The organism is Streptomyces sp. a15, from assembly GCF_059026085.1.
Window position 1 is genome coordinate 1 of the sequence record NZ_JBWLKM010000012.1, and the last position, 21,495, is coordinate 21,495.

The window sequence follows — 21,495 nt, forward strand, 5'->3', positions numbered from 1 at the left end:
CACGATCCGGCGAAGTAGGAGCCGGACCAGAAGTGTCCGCCCCACAGGTACCGGCGGACGTGGCTGTCGTACTCCTGCCGGAGCCTGCGGGAGCTGACGCCCTTGAGGGAGTTGACCAGCTTGGAGAGCTGGACTTTGGGCGGGTAGTGCACGAGCAGGTGCACGTGGTCCTGTTCGCCGTTGAACTGTTTCAGCTCGGCCTCGAAGTCGGTGCAGAGGCCTGATAGGAGGAGGCGCCGGCCCGTGCTCCATGCGGTCTAGTCCGTGGCGGCGGGTTCCGACGGGACGCCGCCCGGCCGCGCATCGGGGACGGCCGGCTGTCGTTCCTCGTGCCTGCCCAGCGCCGCGAGGGTCAGGGTCACGGTGACCGATCCGGCCGCCATGAGCGTCATCGCCGTGGCCGGGGAGGTCAGTTGGGCCAGCGCGCCCGCGAGGGCGGTGCCGACGCCCTGCAGGGCGGCCATGCCGGTGGCGTGCAGGCCGAGGGCCTGGCCCGCGAGGTCGTCGGGGGTGAGGGACATCAGGCGTTCCTGCAGGACCAGGCTCGCGGCGAAGCCGACGGAGGCAACGGTGACGGCCACGGCCGACAGCGCCACTCCCGGCCGTAGGACGAAGAACAGGTAGGGAACCGCCAGCAGCAGGCGCAGCGGGGTAGCGAGACGGGGGCGCACCGCGGGCGGTACCAGGCGGCCCACCGCCATGTCGCCCACGAACATGCCCAGCGCCCCGAACGCGTACAGCATGCCGGCGGCTTCGGGGGCGTAGGAGACGTAGAGCGAATCGCCGCCGACGATCAGGCCGTTGGGGACCCACAGGCCCAGGTACGTCAGGCGGCGGGGGCGTGAGGACCACAGGAGGGAGTTGGTGCGCCAGGTCGCCGAGACGGACGGGCGGCCCGAGGAGCGCGGCGGGCGGGCCGTGAGGCCGAGGCGGGTGACGAGGGCCGACAGCAGGTACAGCGCCGCCGCGAGGAGCAGGCAGGTCCGTGGGGACAGGAGCGTCAGCAGTGCGCCGCCCGTCGCGAAACCGGCCATCTGCGTCAGGCCCCAGAGCATGTTGGACACCGAACGGCCCAGGACATAGCCGTCCTTGGACAGGATCTCGTTGAGCAGTCCCCCGCGCACTCCTCCGCCCAGCGACGCGACCAGGCCCTGCAGGAGTACGACGGCGAAGACCGCCCAGATCGGCAGGCCGGGCAGCGCCAGCACCGCCGTGCCGGCCGCGAAGGCGAGGGCGAGGCCGGTGAGGATCGCGCGCGGGCGCAGGCGGTCGGCGCCCGAGAGCAGGAACGCGCCCCCCAGCAACTGCGCCAGCTGGGGGCCGACCATGCTCACCGCCGACAGGAACGGGGAGCCGGTGGCCCTGAAGACCAGCGTGGCGAGGGCCAGGCCGCCGATCGTCTGGCCCGCGGCGAACGTGCCGAAGGAGAGCAGGTACGGGGTGAACTCCGGGGTGCGGAACAGGGAGCGGTAGCTGCGCATGCGTCGGAGTCTCGGGGCAGCCCGGAGGCCGTGTTTACTGTTTCGCCGAGATGCGAAAGGTCATCCGCATGGGCTTATGGCAGATCGACACCGACACCCTCGCCCGCAGCCGGTTCGTGCTCTCGCCGTTCGCCGAGACCTTCGCGAGCCTGAAGCTGCTGCACGCGGGGACCGGTGCCCATCCGGGCGAGGAGGCCTGGCTGCGCGCGCACCTGCCCGGCTACCGTGCGCGCCTCGCGGCCGACCCGGTGGCCGCCCTGCTCGTGCGGGCGGCCATCGGCACCTCCTGGATCGCCGATTTCTTCTGCCCCACCTCGTGCGTCGGGGAGAGCTTCGAGGAGACCGTGGCCCGGGTGCGGGCGGCCGGGGCGGGGGAGGCGCGGGCCAACCTCCGCGTGTCCCTCCGGGGCCCGCTCCCCGCCGCCCTGGAGCGGGACGACCTGCCCGAGCGGGCGACCGCGCTCCTGACGTACGTCTGGGAGGAGACCGTACGGCCGTACTGGGAGCGTCGGCGGCGCATCCTGGAGGCCGACGTGGTCGCGCGAGCTGCGCGGGTGAGCCAGGGCGGCTGGGCGGCCCTGCTGGACGAGCTGCGGCCGTGGACGCGTTGGCTCGGGGAGAGCCGGTTCCAGGTCAACCCGCACGCGTATCCCCCGCGGGAGGTCGCCGCCGGGGCCCAGCTGCTGTTCATGCCGGTGACGACGGGGGCCGGCTGGGTCTCGTGGGAGGGACAGGAGCGCTACGCCGTGGTCTACCCGTGTCTCGGGGTGCTCGCCGAGGACCACGACCGGCGGCCCGTCCCGGCCGGGCTCGGGGCGCTCATCGGGACCGCGCGGGCCGGACTGCTGGCGCTGCTCGGGACTCCCCTGAGCACGACCCAGCTGGTCGCCGTCACCGGGCAGGGGCTGGGGTCGGTGGGGCGGCATCTGCGGGTACTGCTGGACGCGGGGCTGGTGGAGCGGCGGCGGGCCGGGCGGTCGGTGCTGTACGTGCGGACGGCGGCCGGGGAGGTGCTCGTGGAGGCGTCGGGGGCCGCCGGTGTCCTGTCTCAGATAAGTCCGGGTAGCACGAGTCGATGACCTGCGGTGCTCGGAGATCATTGAGACGGTTTGTTCCCCGTCTGTCTCATCTGAGTCCGGGCGCCTTGGGGCGAGTCATATGCCTCAGCGGTGGGCCGCACGGAGAAAAGTCGCTCACGGGCGATGACTTTGCTTCGGAGGATCAGTCTCCCTTACGAATGCCCGTGTCAGACGCCCAAACCGGCCCGGGAGCGACGTTGGAATCACGACTCGTGGCAGGAGACTCTCCCGTATGACTGATCCGGCAGTGACAGCGGCCCGCGGCCGCAAAACCGAGGCCTGGCCCTTGATCCGCGCTGAGCGATCCGCGTTGGCGGTCGATCTCGCAGAGATGACTGACGAGCAGTGGGAAACGCCCTCGCTCTGCACTGGTTTGACGGTGCGTGAGGTGGTCGCGCACCTCACCGCGGGGGCGAGCCTCAACGCCGTGCGCTGGATGGCGGGGGTGATCCGTTGCCGGTTCGACTTCGACAAGCAGGTGGCCATGCGGCTGGCCGAGCAGTTGGGCACGACTCCGGCCGAGACCCTTGAGCGATTCCGGCGCATCATCCCGAGCACTACCAAACCTCCCTTGCCTGGCATAGCCATGCTGGGCGAGACGATCGTGCACGGAGAAGACATCCGGCGTCCGCTGGGCATCCGCCGCGACTACCCGATCGAGGTTGTCACTCGGGTGGCCGAGTACTACCAGGGCTCGGACCTCGTGGTCGTTGCCAAGGGACGCATCAACGGGCTGAAACTCGTTGCGGATGACGGCCCTTTCACGACCGGTTCGGGGCCGGTCGTGTCCGGCCCCACCTTGGCCTTGGTGATGGCCATGACCGGACGCGCGACGTACTGCAACGAACTCGAAGGCGACGGTGCGGGACTCCTTCGCAGTCGCTGCGGGGCAGTGTGACATCGCTGCCATTCAGGTCAGTGGCGGATGGCGATTTCCTGGTTCGTTCGCCGCGGCTGCGATGCCCGTCCAGATGTCTTCCGGTCGGCTAGGAGTGCTTCGATGTGGGTGGCTGAGGAGGCGATGGTCTTGCCGAGCCATGTGCGGCTGGTGCCGCGAAGTGGCGTCTCGGTGGGGAAGCGCCGGTCGAATTCGGCCATGGCGTCAGCGAAGGCGAGGAGGTCGTCGCTGGTGGCCAGCTGTCTCCATGGGGCAGAGGCGAACAGGCCGATCAGCGCGACGCGTTCGGGATAGCCGGCGGCGAGTAGCCAGGGTGCTGCCCGGTCCGGGTCCGTTGTCGACATGGTGCGGGCCAGGTTGAGGAGCTCGGCCCGGCGGGAAAGCCGGTAGTGGCGCTGGGCCAGGCCGCGCCAGAGACGGGCGGTGGCGTCCTCGCAGATGTCGGTGACGGCGGAGCCGTGGCGTCGTCGGAGGCGCCAGTAGCGATTCTGGGCGCGAACGATGTCGGGACCTGCGGACACGTCGAGCTGTCGTTCCGGCGCGATGACGTTCTTGCCGATCCAGAGTCTGTGGCGGATGCAGACGTTGTCGTGGACGGAGGCCCAGACCTGGGCAGGGAGCCTCGAGCCGGTCCGCGCGGCGACGCAGCGGCGGCAGGCCCAGCGGAGAACGTGGCCAGGTGCCGGGGCGTGGGCTTTCGTAGTGAGCGAGATGTCGTCGGCCCGGAGATCGGGGATGGCTTTCGCCAGGACCTGGCGGGACTGGCCGCTGAGGATGCAGAGGACATCAAGGCTGGTGAGACGGGATTGCAGCCACTGCGAGGGGGACCGCAGACGGGTCAGCGGGACACGATTGGCCAGAGCCAGCCGGTTCCAGTAGGACGATTCGCACTCTCCTGGGAACGGCGGCAGGGTGATGGGAAGCGGACGGATGAGCGCCGGGCGGAACACGTCTCACCCGGTGACGGGCAGGGAGGCGGTGCGGCCGGGGGCGGAGGACTCGCTGCTGTGATCGATGCGGATGTTCTTGACCGTGGCCCGGCTGATGCGCTCGGTTTGGTCGAGAATCGCGGAAATCGCTGCCGCACGGATCAGGTGGGAAAGGCTGCCGATCATGCCGCCCGTGCGCTGGTGCAGGTATTTCGACATCGTCACCAGGGTGCCGGTCTCGTGCCGGTGCAGGCGCAGGGTGCCCTCCATGGAGGCGATGAGGGACCGCCACTCCGCGTTGAGGGGGAAGGGGCCGGTGCGGACCAGGAGGCAGCGGCCGGCTAGCTGTCTTCCGCGGATGCCGGTGAACAGCCCGGACTGCTCGACGTTGATCCCGGCATAGATGAAAGTTGCGGGCAGATGCTCGGTGAAGTACTTCAGGTGGTCGGAGAGGTCTTCCCCTGCGGTGGTAGCGTGATTGAGCAGGTGGATCTCGTCGACCAGGACCAGGTCGGTGCGGGCCTCGATGAGTACTTGGCAGACGGCGCTGGTGACGTCGATGGTGTTGTGCCGAGGGTTGATCACGGGCAGGCCGAGGAACCGGGCGAACTCCATGGCGAGTTTGCGCGGGGAGCCTTTGGGCGGGGCGGTGATGTAGACGACCGGGATGCGGTCGCTTCCCGGATAACGCTGCCGGATGCGTAGTTCGTGGAGGCGGCCGAGCTGCTTGAGCGCCGTGGTCTTCCCCGTGGTCCACTCCCCGGAGACGATCATTCCGCGACGGGCGCCGTGCTCGCGCTGGTTGAGCAGAGTCAACAGCCGTCCCTGGTGGGCGATCTCCTTGACCGTGGACGTGCGCACGACCTGAAGCTCGGAGTGGTAGGCGATGCGGGCCTCGTCGTAGGAACCCCGCATCGGCGGGCTCAACGACCGCCACTGCTGCTCGGGCAGCAGCTCGAAGACCGCCGGGTCCTCCCCGACGAAGCGGCGCCAGCCTTCCAGCCGTGTCGACGGGTCTGTTCGGTCCTCGCCGGGCTCCGGCGCGTCCTCTTCTTGTGGTTTCGGCGTGTTCACCACCACCGTTCGGCCTCCTTGCGTGCGTCGAAGATCTCCAGCGGGACCACCTCGGCGAGTTCGCCCTCGTCCGTCTCCACCGGTTCGACAGAGAGCTGTTCCGACGGCTCATCGGGCCGGGGCCAGGAAGGTTCGGCGGTGGCCCGGGTCCGGGCGGCGACCTTGCGGTCCCGGCGGCTGCGGCGCGATGTGCGGGACGGTTTCACGGGTTTGTCCTCCGGGCCGTCGGCGGCCCGGTCCAGCAGGGTGACGGCGGCCCGGGCGATCTCGTCCTCGGTCACCGGATCGGTGCCGCGCTGGGCCAGGATGCGACGGGCGTGGTCCCAGGCCAATTCGCCCATGGGCGTCGGAGGGGTGCGGAGGTGCCGCCAGGTGGCGGTGATCCAGCCGCCCTCGCGGTGATTGCGTACCCAGAGACGGGAGATGTCGTAGGGGTCGAAGTGGACTTCCCAGCTCCGCCCGTCCGGTCCGGCGCCGGACGGCTGGCGGCGGAAAAGGGTCAACTCCGCGCTGTCGTAGGTGCGGTGGCCCAGCCGGATGCCGTAGGAGTTGATCGTCCGCCGGCAGCGGGGCAGCAGTTCGATGTACTCCTGCGGACTGAGCGCGACCGGGACGTGTCCGGCTGCCGCAATTAATGCGGCGTACTTCTCGTTCGGGGTCAGCGCCTTGCCAGGCATCAGCGGATCGCGGAGCCCCTCGTGGGGCCGGTTCTGCCAGTGGACGATCCACTCCTGCAGCAGTTCCTGGAGACGGTGGATCGTCCAGACCGCCTCCGCGGCTGGATCGGAGCCCCGGTGCTCGGTGCTGCGGCCTTTATGACCGGGAAGGTGCTGGACGAACATAGACGCCACCGATTCCAGGGTCCGCTCGACATGCGGCTTGTCGGTCGGGGTGTCGGGGTGAGCAGGCTGGAAGGAGATCCCCAGTGACTGGCAGGCCGAGCGGAACGTGTCGGAGATGTATGCCTTGCCCCGGTCGCAGACGATCGTCTCCGGTGTGATCACGGGGACGGCCGCCGCCTGGGCCAGCCGCTCGTCCAGCGCCATGAGCGAGGCGTGCGGCAGCACCGACCGGGACATCCGCAGGGCGTCCGCCCACCCGGCCGCATCGGCTCCGGCGTCATCGCCCGCGCCAGCAGCAGCGCGGCGTCCACCGCCTTCGTCGACGGCCGCAGCACCGCCGCGGCCAGCGTGCGGGTCGCGATGTCGACGATGCCGGTCAGCTCGACGCTGTCCACCGTGCCGTCGTCGTGAACGACCAGCACATCCAGCGGAGTCGAGTCGATCTCCATCACCTCGCCTGGGCGGGCCGCGGTCAGCTGGCCGAACATGCCGTCCGGCTGCTTGGCCAGCGAACGGCGGGTGCGGGCCGAACCCAGCGTGTGCCGCCCGGAGCTGACCGCCTTCAGCAGCCGGTAGAACGTCGCCCGCGACGGCAACGGCACCACCCCGGGCCCGTGCTCGGACTCCAAGAGGCGCTCCATCCGACGCCGCAGCACCTGCGCGGAGACCGTCGACCGGCCGGTCTGCTCATCCACGACCTTCCGCAAGGCCTCGACCACCCGCCGGTCGGTGCGGCCCGTGCCGTCCGAGGCGGCCCGCAGCCGCGGGTCAACCAGGCCCAGCACCCCCTCCCGCTCGAACCGGGCCCGCATGTCCTGCAGCACGGTCAACGACACCGCCGTCCCCGCCGCCGCCAACTCCGCAGCCTTCGCCAGCTCCCGCTGCCGCAGGGACCACACCGCCGGGTCGTACTCCGGTTTCGCTGACCCGTGCGGATCTTCCAGTGGCCGCCCGGTAAGCATCTCCACCAGGTGCCGCTGCCACCACTCGGCCCGCTCAACCGCCTTGGCCGGGAGCCCTTCCAGCGCTCCGGCCGGTGGGACCACCATTCGCACCGAGGCCGGTGTGACCACCTCGAAGCCGCCCGAGGACAACAGATGGGCCAGCATCACCACGCTCGCCGACTGCCCCTCGTCGACCAGCCGGACTGCGGTCCCCTCCAACGCGGCGACCGTGTGCAGGCGGCCGTCGAAGCGGACCAGGTCACCCGCTCGCAGCAGTCGCGGACGTGACGGCATCCCAGCCTCCCTCCCGGACCAGGCCAAGGCGGACCTGCGTGTCCGACGCCAGCAGCCCGGTCTCCAAGTCCGTGGTCAGAACCCGGCGCCAGAGCAGATGGAACAGCACCGGCAGCACGGCGATCTGATCACCCACCCGCCGAGCCCCCTCCAGCAGACCAGCGCCGTCAGCGAACACCTCCACCAGACCACCGGCGACCTCAGGGCGGTGCACCCGCGGATGCCGGTAGCCGGCCAGCCACCGCACGTTCGCCATCAGCACCGCATCCGGCGCCCCGACCCGTGCGAAGTCCCAGCCCACCGACCGGCATGCCGCCGCAGTCACCGCGAACTTCACCGCGTCCCCCGGCTCGATCCGTTCATCCGGGCGCACGTCCACCACCAGGGCCGTGCCGTCACTGCGGCGGACGAAAAAGTCCGGCGTATGCCGTACCCGCTTCCCGTTCGGCCCTGCCCAGGACAGCCGAAACGGCTGTGAGGACATGCCCGTCACCAGCGGGTCGAAGTCGAGCAGCATCAGACGGTCGCGCTCCAGCCACGACTCGTAGCCCACATGCCCGCCACATGTCGCTGACCAGTACCAGCCGCACCAGTTGCTCTGCCCCCGGAAAGCCGGAAACCGGCGCTCGGGCCGTACCGACTCGAACGGGACCGACCACAAACGACCAAGAGGCCCCCGCTCACGGACCCCGGACGCGCTGACGCACTCCAGCTCGACGCCCTCCGCCGCCACCTCATACGCATGCACCCGGGCCTCCGGTACGACGCCGACCAGCCACAACGACCGTAGGCACAGCCAGAACGGCGTACCCGGAGAAGACCGAGATACCCCACCAAATGCCCGGAGATGACTGAGACGTCAACACAGATGCCCGGAGATCTTCGAGACTGCCCGGACATCACAGAGACAGGACAGCCGGTACCGGCCCCCTCACCGTGGCGTGACACACTTTTGCAAGCGGGTGCTTGCAATAGTTAGCGGGAGTGGGGCAAGGTGGGGGCATGGCATCGCTCAACGTCGGCAATCTTGGTGAGTACCTGCGCGAACAGCGGCGCACCGCGCAGCTGTCGCTCAGGCAGCTCGCCGATGCCGCCGGGGTGTCCAATCCGTATCTGAGCCAGATCGAGCGCGGGCTGCGCAAGCCGAGCGCGGAGGTGTTGCAGCAGGTCGCCAAGGCGCTGCGGATCTCCGCCGAGACGCTGTACGTGCGGGCCGGCATCCTCGACGCCGAGCGGGACCGGGACGAGGTGGAGACCAGTGCGGCCATCCTCGCCGATCCCACGCTGAACGAGCGGCAGAAGCAGGTGCTGCTCCAGATCTACGAGTCCTTCCGCAAGGAGAACGGGTTCGGGATCGACATAGCCGGCGACATAGCCGGCGACGGGGACGCGACGGACGACGTCGTCGTCGGCACCGATGCTCGCAGCGACGGTGCCGTGGACGCCCAGGACGGCGAGAGCGCCGTACGAGAGACCCGCACGGCAGGTGGGCGCAAGTCCGCCGCCCGCCGTACCCGCACGACCGGCGGCAATGACGCCGACCCGCAGCAGACGGCCAGTTGAGCCGGACCAGGGCACCGGCCGCCTGACTGCGAACCACAAACCCTCAGCCGAAAGAGAATCCGGGAGGACCATCACCATGGCCATCACCGACGACCTGCGCAAGACCCTCAGCGACCCGACTCCGCTCTACTTCGCCGCCGGCACCGCCGACCTGGCCCTCGAGCAGGCCAAGAAGGTGCCGGGCCTGGTGGAGCAGCTGCGCGCCGAGGCGCCGGCGCGGATCGAGGCCGTTCGCAACACCGACCCGAAGGCCGTCCAGGAGAAGGCCCAGGCGCGCGCCAAGGAGGCGAGTGCCAAGGCCAAGGAGGCTCAGGAGAGCATCCAGGCCAAGGTCGGCGAGTTCATCGGCACCCTCGACGGTGACCTGAAGAAGCTCGGCACCACGATCGACGCGGACCTGAAGAAGTTCGGCGAGACCGCCCAGGACTTGGCCCTGCGCAGCGTCGGTGTCGCCGCCGAGTACGCCGTCAAGGCCCGCGAGACCTACGAGAAGGTCGCCGAGCGCGGCGAGCAGACCGTGAAGGTCTGGCGCGGCGAGGCCGCCGAGGAGATCGAGGAACTCGCGGTCGCCGTCGAGCCGAAGGCCGAGCCGGTGTCGCAGCCGGTCGAGGTCAAGGAGGAGCCGAAGCCCGCCGAGGCCAAGGCCGAGCCCGCGCCGGCGAAGAAGCCCGCGGCCAAGAAGGCCCCGGCCGCCCGCAAGACCACCGCCAAGAAGACCACGCCGCCCGCGAAGTAACCGCGTCGGCGAAGTAACCGCGTACCCGAACGGGCCGGGCACTCTCGGAGTGCCCGGCCCGTTCACCGGGTAGCGGGCTTGTGGGAACGGGTACGGTGACCGGGTAGGGACGAGCCGAGTCTGGTGGTGGACGTAGTGCTGATGCAGGGGTTCTCGGACTTCATGTGGCTGTTGAGCATGGCCCTGATCGTGTTCAGCGGCTTCGCGCTGATCGACGCCGCCACGCGCCGTGAGGACGGCTACCGGGCGGCCGACAAGAAGACCAAGCCGTTCTGGCTGATCATCCTGGGCATCGCCTTCGTGGTGAACCTGCTCTTCCCGATCCTGTCGTTCCTGCCGATCATCGGCCTCATCGCGACCATCGTGTACATGGTCGACGTACGGCCCGCGCTCCGCAGCCTCCCGGGCGGGGGCCGCAGCCGACGGGGCGGCTCCAGCAGCGACGGACCCTACGGGCCGTACAACGGCGGACGCTGACCGGCCGAAGCCCTCGTACCGAGGCCCGGTGGTCAGGCCACCCGGTCCAGGAGTACGACCGCCACGTCGTCCGTCAGCTCGCCCCCGTTGAGGTCGCGCACCTCGTTGACCGCCGCCCGCAGCAGCTGCTCGCCGCGCAGGCCCTCGGACAGCTGGCGGCGGACCATCCGCACCATGCCGTCCTGGCCGAGCCGCTCGCCGCTGTCGCCGACGCGGCCCTCGATCAGGCCGTCGGTGTAGAGCATCAGACTCCACTCGGCCCCCAGCTCCACCTGCATACGCGGCCAGCGGGCGCCCGGCAGCAGACCGAGCGCGGGGCCGTTGTTGTCGTACGGCAGCAGCTGGGCCGGCCGGCCCGGGCGGGCGACCAGCGGCGACGGATGGCCGGCGAGGCACAGGCCCGCGCGGCGGCCGTCCGGCGCTATGTCGACCGTGCACAGGGTCGCGAAGATCTCCTCGTCGGCGCGCTCGTGCTCCAGGACCTGCTGGAGCGTGCCGAGCAGCTCGTCGCCGCACAGGCCCGCCAGCGTCAGCGCGCGCCAGGCGATGCGCAGCTCCACGCCGAGCGCCGCCTCGTCCGGGCCGTGGCCGCAGACGTCGCCGATCATGGCGTGGACGGTGCCGTCCGGAGTGCGGACGGTGTCGTAGAAGTCACCGCCGAGCAGCGCGCGCGAGCGGCCGGGGCGGTAGCGGGCGGCGAAGCGGAGCGAGGAGCCGTCGAGGAGGGGCGTGGGCAGCAGCCCGCGTTCCAGGCGGCGGTTCTCCTGCGCGCGCATCCGGCCCTCGGCGAGCCGACGCTCGGCCGTGTCGGAGCGTTTCCTCTCCACCGCGTACCGGATCGCCCGGCTCAGCAGCCGGCTGTCCAGCTCGTCCCGGAAGAGATAGTCCTGGGCGCCCACGCGCACCGCCTCGGCGCCGCGCTCGGCGTCTCCGGACGCGGTGAGGGCCAGGACGGCGTGCCGGGGAGCGAGCTCCAGCACGTGCTTGAGTACGGCGAGCTCGTCGTCGTCCTCGGAGCGGCCGGGCGCGGTCAGCGCGAGGTCGAGCAGGATGCAGTGGACGTCGTCGGTGAGCAGCCGCTCGGCCTCGGTGAGGTTGCGGGCCGCGCGGACGCGGATGGGCTTGCCTGCGGCGTCCAGCAGCTCGGGCACGACGGTGGAGCCGCCGGGGTCGTCCTCGATCACCAGGAGGGTGAGGGTGGGGCCGGCGGCGCCCGTGGTGCCGAGCGAGTCGGTCGCGGCGCCGGTCACGCTGTTCGTCCGGGTGGCGGCGGCGCGGCCGGTGTCGCCGGCCGTCGGGTTGCCGACCGTCGGGTTCCCGACCGTCGGGTTCCCGACCGTCGTGTTCCCGGTCGGGTCCGTTTGGCGCGGGGCCTCTTCCTTGGAGGGGCCGTCGCCTGGGGACGCGGCCTGCGCCTGACCACTCTCCACGGCCGGGATCGCTCTCTGCCGCGGTATGGGTGCGGGCATCGTCTTGGTTCCTTCCCTCCCCCCGAGGGCACGGCAGGGCGAGGGACCTCGACCTACCGACGGGGACCATAGCGGTTGTCGGCACCGCAACGGAATGGTGTGAGGCACGCCGCGTCGACGCTCGCCGCTGTCATATGCCGCGATCCGTACCGCAGTTGGACAGGCCGGTCCCGGGCCGGGGATGACGAACGTCACGTCCGGAGTGCGTTTGGCGGGCTGTTGAGCGTGGGCCAGGTCACGTGGCGTACGTCACCGGCCGCTGGGACGGCCCACGCACACCCTCACGCATTCGGCCGCACCACCCCGAGTATCGGCATCGACCCCGCCCCCGCGAGCGTCACCGTCCGCCCCGGCCGAGGGGCGTGGATGATCGCGCCGTCGCCCACGTACATCGCGACATGACTGGCGTCGTCGAAGTAGATGATCAGGTCGCCGGGCTGCATGTCCCCGACGTCGACCCGCGTGAGCTGCTGCCACTGCTGCTGCGAGGTGCGCGGAATGGCGCTGCCGGCGCTCGCCCAGGCCTGTGAGGTCAGGCCGGAGCAGTCGTACGTCTTCGGGCCCTCGGCACCCCATTCGTACGGTTTGCCGATCTGGGCGGTCGCGTACTCCACCGCCTTCTTGCCCTGTGCGGTCGCGCTGCCGCCGGTCTTGTCGAGGACGCCGGAGTCGAGCCAGGCGGTCTGCGCCTTGAGCGCGGCCTGCTTCTCCAGTTCGGCGAGGCGCTTCTTCTCGTCCTCCTCCAGCCGGGACTCGAGCTCCTCGGCCGCCGCGATCCGCTTCTCGATCTTCTTCTTGGCGGCGGCCTTGGCCGTGCGGCCCGTCTCCAGCTTCTCCCACTGGGTGGAGGCGTCCTTGGCGTACTGCTCCAAGTCCTGCTGGGTCTGGGTCATTTCCGCGATCAGGCCCTTGGTGGCGCGCTGGCCCTGGAGGACCCGGCCCGCGCCGTCGAGGAACTCCTGCGGGTTGTCGCTGAGCATCAGGTGGGCCTCGTCCGGCAGTCCGCCGCCGCGGTACTGGGCCCGGGCCGCGGCGCCGGCGCGCTCCTTCAGCTCGTCCAGCCTCTCCTGGCCCTGGACGATCTTCTTGGCCAGCTCGACGATCTGCGCGGACTGCGTCTTCGCCTTCTCCTCAGCCGCGTTGTACGCGTCCGTGGCGGCGGCCGCCTCGCGGTAGAGCTTGTCGAGCTGTGCGCGTACGGCCTCAAGGTCCTTGTTGGACAGGACGGTCGAGGACGCGCTCCCACTCGGTGTCGGTGTCGGGTTCGCGAATGCCGTACCCGGTGCCGCCAGTACCGTGACCGCGCAGACCACGGTCACGGCCGACGCCATCAGGCCACGCTTGCCCGTCCCCATACCAGTGCCCCCAAACTGATTGACCGTCAGTAACTTACGGACGCCTGGGGGATCGTGCCACGTACCCGCGCAAAACGACAGAGGCCGCCGTACACGACGACAGAGTCAGTCCTTCCCCCCTTTCCCGCCCCTCCAAGACGATCTCCCCGCCTGTGTGACGAACGACTCACGGAGATCGTTCCCCGCAGGCCAGGGCGCGTGGAGTTCTAAGGCCGCGGCGCCAACGCTCCCCACGCCACCGTCACTTCCCCCTGCCGCCACCGCCCCGGCCCGTCCGTCACCGGCCAGTCGGCGCTGAGGTCCCGCACCGCCCGGATCCACCGCTGGCGGGCGCCGTACGACGCGTAGGGCGCGGCCGCCGCCCACGCGCGGTCGAAGTCGCGCAGGAAGGCGTGCACCGGCTCGCCCGGCACATTGCGATGGATGAGTGCCTTCGGCAGCCGCTCGGCGAGGTCCGAGGGCCGCTCCAGAGAGCCCAGCCGGGTCGCGAAGGTGACCGTGCGCGGCCCCTGGGGGCCGAGCGCGACCCACACGTGCCGGCGCCCGATCTCGTCACAGGTCCCCTCGACGAGCAGTCCGCCACGGGAGTCGCCCGTCACGGGGGCGAGACGGGAACACAGCCGCTCCCATACGGCGGCCACCTCGGCCTCGTCGTACTGCCGCAGGACGTTCGCGGCACGGACGAGGTGGAGCCGCCCGGCAACCGGTATCTCGAAGCCGCCGTGCCGGAAGGCCAGCCCGTCGCACTCGTACGGCGTAGCCGCCGCGACCCGCGCCGGGTCGATCTCGACGCCGACCACGCGCGCGCGTGGAGCGACGGTACGCAGGCGGTGCAGCAGTTCCACGGCCGTCCAGGGGGCGGCGCCGTAGCCGAGGTCGACGGCGACGGGGGCGTCCGCCGCCCGGCGCAGGTCGGCGCCGTGCGTCGCCGCGATCCAGCGGTCCATGCGCCGCAGCCGGTTGGGATTGGTCGTCCCGCGCGTCACCGTGCCCACGATGGGGGTCCCCCCGCTCGAGCGAAGCCGAGAGTGGGGGAGGGCGGCGGCGCGGGGAGTCATGCGTACGAGGGTAAGCGGGCACCCGGGAGCCGATGACATGCCGATGACATCAAGCACCCCAGGTGGTGCACCACGCATCCCGCCCTCGAACGGTTGAGCGACTCCCGGTAATGATTCGGCAAATCTCGGCCCGGCGGAAATGGAGTGACGTCCTCCGGCGTTGCACCACCTTGGAGGGCGCCCCACACCCTCCGTCCGGCATGCCCGCAGCGAGGAGGAACGCCACGTGAGCCAGTACGTGACCAGGCTCGGGCGGCTCTCGTCGGCCGCACCCCCCCGGCTCAGGCTGCACCGCAAGCCACGCCGGGTCGCCATGCTCTCCGTGCACACCTCACCGCTGCACCAGCCTGGCACCGGCGACGCGGGCGGCATGAACGTATACATCGTGGAGCTCGCGCAGCGCCTCGCCGCGATCAACATCGAGGTGGAGATCTTCACGCGGTCCACGACCGCCGCCCTCCCGCCGACCGTGGAGCTCGCGCCGGGCGTCCTGGTCCGACACGTCGACGCCGGGCCCTACGAGGGCCTCGCCAAGGAGGAGCTCCCCGCCCAGCTGTGCGCCTTCACGCACGGCGTGATGCAGGCCTGGGCCGGCCACCGCCCCGGCTACTACGACCTCGTGCACTCCCACTACTGGCTCTCCGGCCATGTCGGCTGGCTCGCCGCCCAGCGCTGGGGCGCCCCCCTCGTGCACGCCATGCACACCATGGCCAAGGTCAAGAACGCCAACCTGGCCGACGGCGACACCCCCGAACCCGCCGCCCGCGTCATCGGCGAGACCCAGATCGTCGCCGCCGCCGACCGCCTCATCGCCAACACGGCCGAGGAGCGCGAGGAACTCGTACGGCACTACGCGGCCGACCCCGCCAACGTCGCCGTGGTCCACCCGGGCGTCAACCTCGACCGCTTCCGCCCCGCCGACGGCCGCGCCGCCGCCCGCGCCCGCCTGGACCTCCCCCAGGACGCCCTGATCCCCCTCTTCGCAGGCCGCATCCAGCCCCTCAAGGCCCCGGACGTGCTGCTGCGCGCGGTGGCCGTGCTGCTGGACGAGCGCCCCGAGCTGCGCTCCCGCCTCCTCGTCCCCGTCGTCGGCGGCCTCAGCGGCAGCGGCCTCGCCAAGCCGGAGGGCCTGCAGAAGCTGGCCGCGCGCCTGGGCATCGCCGACGTCGTACGATTCCACCCGCCCGTCGGCCAGGAGCAGCTCGCCGACTGGTTCCGGGCCGCGTCCGTGCTCGTGATGCCGTCCTACAGCGAGTCCTTCGGGCTGGTCGCCATAGAGGCCCAGGCGGCCGGCACGCCGGTGCTCGCGGCCGCGGTCGGCGGGCTGCCGGTGGCCGTCGACGACGGACGGACGGGGATCCTCGTACAAGGGCACAATCCCGCCGCCTACGCGCGCGTGCTGGCCGATTTCGCCGACGATCCGTACCTGACCCCCCGGATGGGCGAGGCCGCCGCCCGGCACGCCCGCTCGTTCGGCTGGGACACCGCGGCCGCCGCCACGGCCGACGTCTACACGGCAGCGGTCCAGTCCTACCGGCGTCGCGTACGCTCCCACCATGGCTGACGCAGAGAAGGCGGCACAGGTCATCGAGGGCGTCCTCCGGGACGCCGAACTCGAATGGGAGAGCCCCGCACCCGGCAACTACGTCGTGCAGCTCCCCGGCACCCGCAAGCTGTCGACCACGGTCTCCCTCCTGGTGGGCCGGCACTCCCTCTCGCTGAACGCCTTCGTCATCCGGCACCCCGACGAGAACGAGTCCGGCGTCCACCGCTGGCTCCTCGAACGCAACCTCAAGCTCTACGGCGTGAGTTACGCCGTCGACTCCCTCGGCGACGTCTACGTCACCGGCAAGCTCCCCCTGCCCTCCGTCACCGCCGACGAGATCGACCGCATCCTCGGCCAGGTCCTGGAAGCGGCCGACGGCAGCTTCAACACCCTCCTCGAGCTCGGTTTCGCGAGCGCCATCCGCAAGGAGTACGAGTGGCGGGTCTCCCGGGGCGAGCCGACCCGCAACCTCGACGCGTTCGCGCACCTGACGCGGCCGTCCGCGGACTGACGCCGGCACCTGGGCGCACCTGTTCGATGGTCACGTACGGCCTTCCCGCGCAGTACGTCCTTCCCACGCAGTACGTCCTTCCCACGCCTTGCTGTCGCGGTAGCGCCCCGGCGTCACCCCCACCAACTTCTTGAAGTGGCGGGTGAGATGGGCCTGGTCATGGAACCCGGTGACGGCGGCGACGTCGGCCGGCCCCCGCCCCGCGAGCAGCAGGCGGCGGGCCCGGTCGACGCGCCGGGCGTTCAGATACTGGTGCGGCGCGATGCCGTATGCGGCACTGAACGTCCGTACGAGATGGGCGGGATGGGCCTGGACCAGCCCCGAGGCCTCGTCCAGCGACAGCCCCTGGGCGACCCGTTCGTCGAGGAGTTCGCGCAGCCGCCGGGCGAGGACGGGGTCCCGGCGCGGGACCGGGATGCCGGCACTCGGCCGCAGATGCGCCCGCAGCCGCTCACCCACGAGCGTGAGCCTGCTCTCGGCCTCCAGCTCGTCCCCGGGCCGGGCGAGCGCGGCGTGCAACTGCCCGACCCGCAGCCGCAGTACGGGATCCCGCAGATCGGGCCCGTCGACGGCGGCACCGATGAGGTCGTCGGGGAGGTGCGAGCCGTCCAGATAGATCACGCGCTTGCGGAAGCCGTCCGGGGTGACGGGGGAGCCGTTGTGCGGCACGTGCGGCGGCAGCAGCGACACCGTGTCGTGCGGGGTGCCGTGCTCGTGCCGGTCGAGGTCGTACCGTACGGCCCCGTCGTCCACGATGAGCAGCGTCCACGCCTCGTGCACGTGCATCGGATAGGCGTACTCCGTGAAATGGGCGTGGAAGACCTCCACGACGCCCGGCACCTGCGGGCGCCAGGCGGAGACGTTCCGCTGGGCGGTCATGCAAAGAACGTACAAGACGGTGTCGTACGGCGGTCGGCAGTCTCGTCGCATGAGCACTGAACCCATCCGTTTCGACACCAAGATCGCCGTCCTCCTGCGGGACGACCTGGAGCCCTGGCAGCGACTGAACGTCACCGCGTTCCTGGTCAGCGGCCTGGGCACCCAGGTCCCCGAGGTGATCGGCGACCCGTACGAGGACGCCGACGGCGTGCCCTACCTGCCGATGTTCCGCCAGCCCGTCATGGTCTTCGAGGCGTCGAAGGAGACCCTGACCACGGCCCACGCGCGCGTGCTGTCCCGCGCGCTGCCCAGGTCGCTGTTCACGTCCGACCTCTTCTCGACGGGGAACGACCGGGACAACCGGGCGGCGGTGCGGGCGGTGTCCACCGGCGATCTGGATCTGGTGGGACTTGCGGTGTACGGGCCGCGCAATGCGGTGGACAAGGTGGTGAAGGGGGCGCGGATGCATCCGTGAGGTCATCGTCTGATCTTTTTCGGGGACCTTTTCTGCTTGAGGGAGGCGCGCAGGCGTTGGGCGTCGTGGGTCTTGCCCTGTCGCGCCAGGGCCTCGGCCAGATCGAGGGTGACGGCTCGGTACAGGCGGTAGTCGGTTCCGAGAGATTCCCGGACACGAGTTCTTGTGGATCGCAGGAGTTGCTCGGCCTTGGCGTACTGGCCGGTGTCGATGAGTGTTCTGCTGAGGTTTGCGGCGCTGTTGAGCGTGTCCTTGTGTCTGTCGCCCAGCAATTTCCGACGCTGCGTCAGGACTTCCGTCTGTACGTGCAGGGCCTCCACGTGTCTGCCGAGATGAGACAGCACGATGCCCAAGTAGCTTGAAGCGTCGAGGGCAGCGGGATGGTCCTCGTGCAATGCACGCCGGTGTCGGGTCAGGACGTCCGTCAGTACCTGGTGGGCCTCGTCGAGACGATCGAGTTGCAACAGGCTGAACCCAGTACTGGCGACGGAGAAAAGGGCCTCGACGTGGTCTTCGCCGAGTGTCGACTGGCGACGTGCCGTGACGTCCTGGAGGATCGCGTACCCCTCAGTGTGTCGGCCCAGTGAGTTCAGAGCGATGCCCAGATCGTGGGTCGTACTCAGCGTGTCGGGATGGTCTTCTCCGAGCACTCTGCGGTGTCTCTCCAGGAGATCCTCGACGAGGGGCAGGAACTCTTCGAACGCCTCCATCTCATGCAGGGCCACGGCTACCAGGTGCGCGGCGCGCAGAGTGTCGGGATCGTCCTCGCCCAGAGAGACCTTCCACTTCTCGTGCATGATCTCGGCGAAGCCCTGCGCCGCCTCGGGCTGGGCGTTGCGCACGAGGTAGCGGGCGGCTTTCAGCAACGTCGGCCGCAGCTCGGCTCTGCCAATCACCGCATCCAGCGTCGCCGTCAGATGCTGGGTGAGCGATGCCCACTCCGGCCAGGCCCCGGGCAGTTCGGGGTCGCCGGGATCGACGGCGGCCAGCAACGCGGCCACGTCCTGGACTGGCCCCGCGGCCTGGTCGGCGATGGCGTGGCGCACAACGGCCTGCGTGAGCCGATGCACCTGAAACGCGTCCGGCCCGACGACCGCCAGCCCGTACTGGGCGAGCGGCTGCAGCGCGTTCCTCGGCCAGCGGATGTCGTGCGGGTCTCCGGGGATGCTGGTCAGCGTCCCGCGTGCCTTGACGAGCCACGACGTCGGAATGGGCTCGGGCCCGAGGAACGCCGCCAGGCGCAGCAGAGCCGCCGCCTCCGGACGGCCCGCGTCCAGACGGGCGGCGGCGATCGTGACCGTGGCCGCCACCGAGACCGGATAGTCGTAGACCTCCCCGTCGTTGAGGAGCTCGGCGGTGTTGGTCCTGAGCAGCTGGAGGTAGTGGTCGGGCGGTGTCCCCTCGCCGAGCGCACCCGCGGCGTGCGCCAGCGCGAGCGGCAGGTCGCCGAGGGCGTCGGCCAGCGCGTCGGCCGTGTGGTCGGTCAGCGTGGGCAGTTGGCCACCCAGGTAGGCGAGTGACTCCGTACGGCTGAAAACTCCGAGGGCGAGACCTCGCGCGATCTTGTTCCATGCCGGGTCGCGCGCCGTGATGAGCACATGGCCGGCGCCCTCCGGCAGCCAGGTGCGCAGCTGCCGCGGATCCTCGGCGTTGTCGAGGACGATGAGCCACCGGTCGTGGGCGCGCAGGTACTCGAGGGCGTATCGGGCGTTGATCTCCGCACCGGCGTCCGGCTTGGCCACGTCGAGACGGGCCGCGAGTTCCGCGTACCGGGCCGGGACCTGCTCGACCTGCTCGGCGTCGACCCACCACACCAGGTCGTACTGCCCGGCGAAGCGGTGCGCGTACTCCAGCGCCACCTGGGTCTTCCCGACCCCGCCCGGCCCGTGGAGGACCCGTACGGCGGCCCGGCGTTCGCCGAGCAGACCTCCGCGCACCTTCTCGAGGACCTCGTCGCGGCCGGTGAAGTGCGGGTTGCGCCGCTGGCGTACGTCCCACACGGCGGGATCGTTGGTGGCGGACGGGAAACGAGGCCGGAGACCCTGCGGAGCCGATGAGCGGGTGTGCTTGGCCGGACGGGACGCCTTGCCGGGAAAGGCCGGCGAGGTGGTCGGGATGTCCCGTCCCCGCAGCGCTTCGAGCAGCGCCTTGAGGGCCGCCGCTTCGTCCAGGTCGTGCAACTCCTGGCGGATCCGTGGCCGGAGGATCGCGGGCAACTGGCCCGGCTCCAAGGGCTCGACGACCAGCGGGACGAAGCGGTCCCGGCCGGCCACGGCGGCGGTCCACTCCTCCTCGGTGTACCGGCCCGGGGCGAAGTACTGGGGGGAGAACAGGGCGACGACCGCGGACGCCCGCTCCAGCGCTTCGGTCATCTTCTTCACGAAGTCCTCGCCGGAACGCCAGTGCCAGAGGTCGAGTTCGACCCCGTACCCGGCCTGCTGGAGGTGCCAGGCCACCCATTCCGCCCACTGGCCGTCGTGTCCGGCATGGCTGACGAAGATCAGCTCGGATGTGTCGGTCATGCCTGTCTCCCACCCCAGCGGCCCCAACGGCCCCCGTACCGCGCCTTCTTGTATACCCCGGGGAGTGCGGGCTCGGCACGGAGTCGGCGTCAGGCGGTACGGACCTCCGGTTCCGTACCGACGGGGGTGACGTCGGCAACCGCCGCCCCCTCCGCCGGCAGCCGCCGCATCAGCGTCCCGAACCCCACCGCGGCGACCGTCCCGACGACCGCGCACAGCCCCCACAGCCACTCCGCGCCGAAGCGGTCGATGACGACGCCGGACATCAGGGGGGCGATGAGGGCGGCGACGGCCCAGGACAGGGTGTACATGCCCTGGTAGCGCCCACGGCCGTTGACCGGAGACAAACGGACGACCAGCCCCGTCTGCGTCGGCGCGTTGATCATCTCGCCCAGCGTCCACACGCACACCGTGAGGGCGAAGACGCCGAGCGACCCGGCGAAGGCGGTGAGGCCGAAGCCGTATCCGGCGAGCAGCGACGAGACGACCAGCAGCCGCTTGGCGTCCCGGTGTTCGATGAACCGGGTGACGGGGATCTGCAGCACGACGATCAGCACGCCGTTGACGGCGATCGCCATCCCGTATTCGGCGGGCGTGAAACCGGCCTCGCCCATGGCCACCGGGAGGCCGACCGCCCCCTGCTGGAAGATCAGTGCGACGAGGAAGGACAGCCCGACGACGCTCATGAAGCGCCCGTCGCGCAGCACGGTGCCGAGGCCGACGTCGACGGTCGACCCGGCCTCGGCCTCGGTCTTCTGCACGGTGGGCCGCGACTCCGGAAGCTTCAGGAACACCACGACCGCGCAGACGGCCGTCATCCCCGCCTCGATGAGGAAGCCCGCCTGATAACTGACCTCCGCGATGAACCCGGCCGCCATGGAGGAGATGGCGAACCCGAGGTTGATGGCCCAGTAGTTGAGCGAGAAGGCCCGCACCCGGTCCTCGGGCCGCACGATGTCCGCCATCATCGCCTGCACGGCCGGCCGCGAGGCGTTGGAGGCCATCCCGACGAGGAAGGCGACACCGGCGATGGCGACCGGGTGGTGCACGAACCCGAGCAGCGCGACGGAGACCGCGGTCGACGCCTGGGCGACGAGCAGGGTGGGCCGCCGCCCGATCCGGTCCGCCATCACCCCGCCGACGAGCGAGGAGACGACCCCGCCCAGGCCGTGCAGGGAAGCGACGAGCCCGGCGTAGGAGGCGGAGTACCCACGGTCGAGCGTGAGATAGAGGGCCATGAACGTGGCCACGAACGCACCGAGCCTGTTGACGAGCGTGCTGGTCCACAGCCACCAGAACTCGCGGGGGAGGCCGGAGACGGTCTCGCGGGTGGCACGTCTCAGGGCGGCGACGGACATGGCGG

Annotated in this window: 20 protein-coding genes and 1 pseudogene; 8 read left to right on the forward strand and 13 right to left on the reverse strand. The window is 70.7% G+C overall.

The window, feature by feature from the left end:
• Both tnpA and AC5P09_RS15175 read right to left on the reverse strand, forming a co-directional pair.
• A pseudogene (gene tnpA, locus AC5P09_RS15170) lies at positions 1-218 on the reverse strand (IS200/IS605 family transposase); the annotation flags it as partial.
• Between the two features lie 39 nt (positions 219-257).
• Positions 258-1,481, reverse strand: a complete 1,224-nt coding sequence (locus tag AC5P09_RS15175; protein ID WP_493874402.1) for an MFS transporter — start codon at positions 1,479-1,481, stop codon at positions 258-260.
• A 68-nt stretch (positions 1,482-1,549) separates the two neighbouring features.
• Here AC5P09_RS15175 and AC5P09_RS15180 point away from each other — a divergent pair, with 68 nt between their 5' ends.
• Together AC5P09_RS15180 and AC5P09_RS15185 are read left to right on the forward strand one after the other, a co-directional pair.
• Complete coding sequence (locus AC5P09_RS15180; RefSeq protein WP_493874556.1) at positions 1,550-2,560, forward strand: helix-turn-helix domain-containing protein; 1,011 nt, start codon at positions 1,550-1,552, stop codon at positions 2,558-2,560.
• Positions 2,561-2,792: 232 nt separating this feature from the next.
• Positions 2,793-3,458 carry a maleylpyruvate isomerase family mycothiol-dependent enzyme gene (locus AC5P09_RS15185; RefSeq protein WP_493874403.1) on the forward strand — a complete coding sequence of 222 codons (666 nt, stop codon included), beginning with the start codon at positions 2,793-2,795 and terminating at the stop codon, positions 3,456-3,458.
• Between the two features lie 17 nt (positions 3,459-3,475).
• On the opposite strand, the gene AC5P09_RS15190 is transcribed toward AC5P09_RS15185, so the two are convergent.
• Genes AC5P09_RS15190 through AC5P09_RS15210 form a run of 5 tightly spaced genes read right to left on the reverse strand, consistent with a single transcriptional unit; the run spans position 3,476 to position 8,289 of the window.
• A complete protein-coding gene (locus tag AC5P09_RS15190; RefSeq protein ID WP_493874404.1) occupies positions 3,476-4,408 on the reverse strand; it encodes a hypothetical protein in 933 nt (310 codons plus the stop codon).
• A gap of 3 nt (positions 4,409-4,411) precedes the next feature.
• Positions 4,412-5,467, reverse strand: a complete 1,056-nt coding sequence (locus AC5P09_RS15195; protein ID WP_493874405.1) for a TniB family NTP-binding protein — start codon at positions 5,465-5,467, stop codon at positions 4,412-4,414.
• Complete coding sequence (locus AC5P09_RS15200; RefSeq protein WP_493874406.1) at positions 5,458-6,507, reverse strand: Mu transposase C-terminal domain-containing protein; 1,050 nt, start codon at positions 6,505-6,507, stop codon at positions 5,458-5,460. The genes AC5P09_RS15195 and AC5P09_RS15200 overlap by 10 nt, the downstream gene beginning before the upstream one ends.
• A complete protein-coding gene (locus AC5P09_RS15205; RefSeq protein ID WP_493874407.1) occupies positions 6,462-7,541 on the reverse strand; it encodes a hypothetical protein in 1,080 nt (359 codons plus the stop codon). Before AC5P09_RS15205 ends, AC5P09_RS15200 begins: the two co-directional genes overlap by 46 nt.
• A complete protein-coding gene (locus tag AC5P09_RS15210) occupies positions 7,507-8,289 on the reverse strand; it encodes a TnsA-like heteromeric transposase endonuclease subunit (RefSeq protein ID WP_493874408.1) in 783 nt (260 codons plus the stop codon). The genes AC5P09_RS15205 and AC5P09_RS15210 overlap by 35 nt, the downstream gene beginning before the upstream one ends.
• 254 nt (positions 8,290-8,543) lie before the next feature.
• Here AC5P09_RS15210 and AC5P09_RS15215 point away from each other — a divergent pair, with 254 nt between their 5' ends.
• The 3 genes from AC5P09_RS15215 to AC5P09_RS15225 all read left to right on the forward strand — a co-directional run bounded on the left by AC5P09_RS15215 (position 8,544) and on the right by AC5P09_RS15225 (position 10,317).
• Positions 8,544-9,104, forward strand: a complete 561-nt coding sequence (locus tag AC5P09_RS15215) for a helix-turn-helix domain-containing protein (protein WP_493874409.1) — start codon at positions 8,544-8,546, stop codon at positions 9,102-9,104.
• A gap of 76 nt (positions 9,105-9,180) precedes the next feature.
• Positions 9,181-9,840, forward strand: coding sequence for a hypothetical protein (locus tag AC5P09_RS15220; RefSeq protein ID WP_493874410.1), 660 nt, complete (start codon positions 9,181-9,183; stop codon positions 9,838-9,840).
• A 141-nt stretch (positions 9,841-9,981) separates the two neighbouring features.
• Positions 9,982-10,317 carry a DUF2516 family protein gene (locus tag AC5P09_RS15225; protein ID WP_266448352.1) on the forward strand — a complete coding sequence of 112 codons (336 nt, stop codon included), beginning with the start codon at positions 9,982-9,984 and terminating at the stop codon, positions 10,315-10,317.
• Between the two features lie 32 nt (positions 10,318-10,349).
• Here the strand turns inward: AC5P09_RS15225 and AC5P09_RS15230 are convergent, their stop codons facing one another.
• From AC5P09_RS15230 to AC5P09_RS15240, 3 genes are all read right to left on the reverse strand, one after another.
• Positions 10,350-11,786, reverse strand: coding sequence for a PP2C family protein-serine/threonine phosphatase (locus tag AC5P09_RS15230; protein ID WP_493874411.1), 1,437 nt, complete (start codon positions 11,784-11,786; stop codon positions 10,350-10,352).
• Positions 11,787-12,067: 281 nt separating this feature from the next.
• On the reverse strand, positions 12,068-13,141 hold the full coding sequence (locus AC5P09_RS15235) for a C40 family peptidase (RefSeq protein WP_493874412.1): 1,074 nt from the start codon (positions 13,139-13,141) through the stop codon (positions 12,068-12,070).
• Positions 13,142-13,347: 206 nt separating this feature from the next.
• A complete protein-coding gene (locus AC5P09_RS15240) occupies positions 13,348-14,136 on the reverse strand; it encodes a class I SAM-dependent methyltransferase (RefSeq protein WP_493874413.1) in 789 nt (262 codons plus the stop codon).
• Between the two features lie 289 nt (positions 14,137-14,425).
• Here AC5P09_RS15240 and mshA point away from each other — a divergent pair, with 289 nt between their 5' ends.
• Both mshA and AC5P09_RS15250 read left to right on the forward strand, forming a co-directional pair.
• Positions 14,426-15,763, forward strand: a complete 1,338-nt coding sequence (gene mshA / locus AC5P09_RS15245; RefSeq protein WP_493874414.1) for a D-inositol-3-phosphate glycosyltransferase — start codon at positions 14,426-14,428, stop codon at positions 15,761-15,763.
• On the forward strand, positions 15,756-16,256 hold the full coding sequence (locus AC5P09_RS15250; protein WP_493874415.1) for a type III secretion system chaperone family protein: 501 nt from the start codon (positions 15,756-15,758) through the stop codon (positions 16,254-16,256). The genes mshA and AC5P09_RS15250 overlap by 8 nt, the downstream gene beginning before the upstream one ends.
• A gap of 30 nt (positions 16,257-16,286) precedes the next feature.
• Here AC5P09_RS15250 and AC5P09_RS15255 read toward each other — a convergent pair whose 3' ends face one another.
• Positions 16,287-17,135, reverse strand: a complete 849-nt coding sequence (locus AC5P09_RS15255) for a helix-turn-helix transcriptional regulator (protein ID WP_493874416.1) — start codon at positions 17,133-17,135, stop codon at positions 16,287-16,289.
• A 49-nt stretch (positions 17,136-17,184) separates the two neighbouring features.
• Here AC5P09_RS15255 and AC5P09_RS15260 point away from each other — a divergent pair, with 49 nt between their 5' ends.
• A complete protein-coding gene (locus tag AC5P09_RS15260; protein WP_411151402.1) occupies positions 17,185-17,610 on the forward strand; it encodes a DUF2000 family protein in 426 nt (141 codons plus the stop codon).
• Between the two features lie 2 nt (positions 17,611-17,612).
• Here AC5P09_RS15260 and fxsT read toward each other — a convergent pair whose 3' ends face one another.
• Together fxsT and AC5P09_RS15270 are read right to left on the reverse strand one after the other, a co-directional pair.
• Complete coding sequence (fxsT, locus tag AC5P09_RS15265) at positions 17,613-20,132, reverse strand: FxSxx-COOH system tetratricopeptide repeat protein (RefSeq protein WP_493874417.1); 2,520 nt, start codon at positions 20,130-20,132, stop codon at positions 17,613-17,615.
• A gap of 89 nt (positions 20,133-20,221) precedes the next feature.
• On the reverse strand, positions 20,222-21,490 hold the full coding sequence (locus AC5P09_RS15270; protein WP_493874418.1) for an MDR family MFS transporter: 1,269 nt from the start codon (positions 21,488-21,490) through the stop codon (positions 20,222-20,224).
• Positions 21,491-21,495: the final 5 nt, after the last annotated feature.

What these genes read in the sequence shown, in the direction of transcription:
- AC5P09_RS15260 (WP_411151402.1), top strand. Translation starts at nt 17,185, where the DNA reads ATGAGCACTGAACCCATCCGTTTCGACACCAAGATCGCCGTCCTCCTG.
- AC5P09_RS15185 (WP_493874403.1), top strand. Translation starts at nt 2,793, where the DNA reads ATGACTGATCCGGCAGTGACAGCGGCCCGCGGCCGCAAAACCGAGGCC.
- AC5P09_RS15235 (WP_493874412.1), bottom strand. Translation starts at nt 13,141, where the DNA reads ATGGGGACGGGCAAGCGTGGCCTGATGGCGTCGGCCGTGACCGTGGTC.
- AC5P09_RS15225 (WP_266448352.1), top strand. Translation starts at nt 9,982, where the DNA reads ATGCAGGGGTTCTCGGACTTCATGTGGCTGTTGAGCATGGCCCTGATC.
- AC5P09_RS15255 (WP_493874416.1), bottom strand. Translation starts at nt 17,135, where the DNA reads ATGACCGCCCAGCGGAACGTCTCCGCCTGGCGCCCGCAGGTGCCGGGC.
- AC5P09_RS15180 (WP_493874556.1), top strand. Translation starts at nt 1,550, where the DNA reads ATGGGCTTATGGCAGATCGACACCGACACCCTCGCCCGCAGCCGGTTC.
- AC5P09_RS15175 (WP_493874402.1), bottom strand. Translation starts at nt 1,481, where the DNA reads ATGCGCAGCTACCGCTCCCTGTTCCGCACCCCGGAGTTCACCCCGTAC.
- AC5P09_RS15230 (WP_493874411.1), bottom strand. Translation starts at nt 11,786, where the DNA reads ATGCCCGCACCCATACCGCGGCAGAGAGCGATCCCGGCCGTGGAGAGT.
- AC5P09_RS15270 (WP_493874418.1), bottom strand. Translation starts at nt 21,490, where the DNA reads ATGTCCGTCGCCGCCCTGAGACGTGCCACCCGCGAGACCGTCTCCGGC.
- AC5P09_RS15205 (WP_493874407.1), bottom strand. Translation starts at nt 7,541, where the DNA reads ATGCCGTCACGTCCGCGACTGCTGCGAGCGGGTGACCTGGTCCGCTTC.
- AC5P09_RS15200 (WP_493874406.1), bottom strand. Translation starts at nt 6,507, where the DNA reads ATGGCGCTGGACGAGCGGCTGGCCCAGGCGGCGGCCGTCCCCGTGATC.
- AC5P09_RS15220 (WP_493874410.1), top strand. Translation starts at nt 9,181, where the DNA reads ATGGCCATCACCGACGACCTGCGCAAGACCCTCAGCGACCCGACTCCG.
- fxsT (WP_493874417.1), bottom strand. Translation starts at nt 20,132, where the DNA reads ATGACCGACACATCCGAGCTGATCTTCGTCAGCCATGCCGGACACGAC.
- AC5P09_RS15250 (WP_493874415.1), top strand. Translation starts at nt 15,756, where the DNA reads ATGGCTGACGCAGAGAAGGCGGCACAGGTCATCGAGGGCGTCCTCCGG.
- AC5P09_RS15215 (WP_493874409.1), top strand. Translation starts at nt 8,544, where the DNA reads ATGGCATCGCTCAACGTCGGCAATCTTGGTGAGTACCTGCGCGAACAG.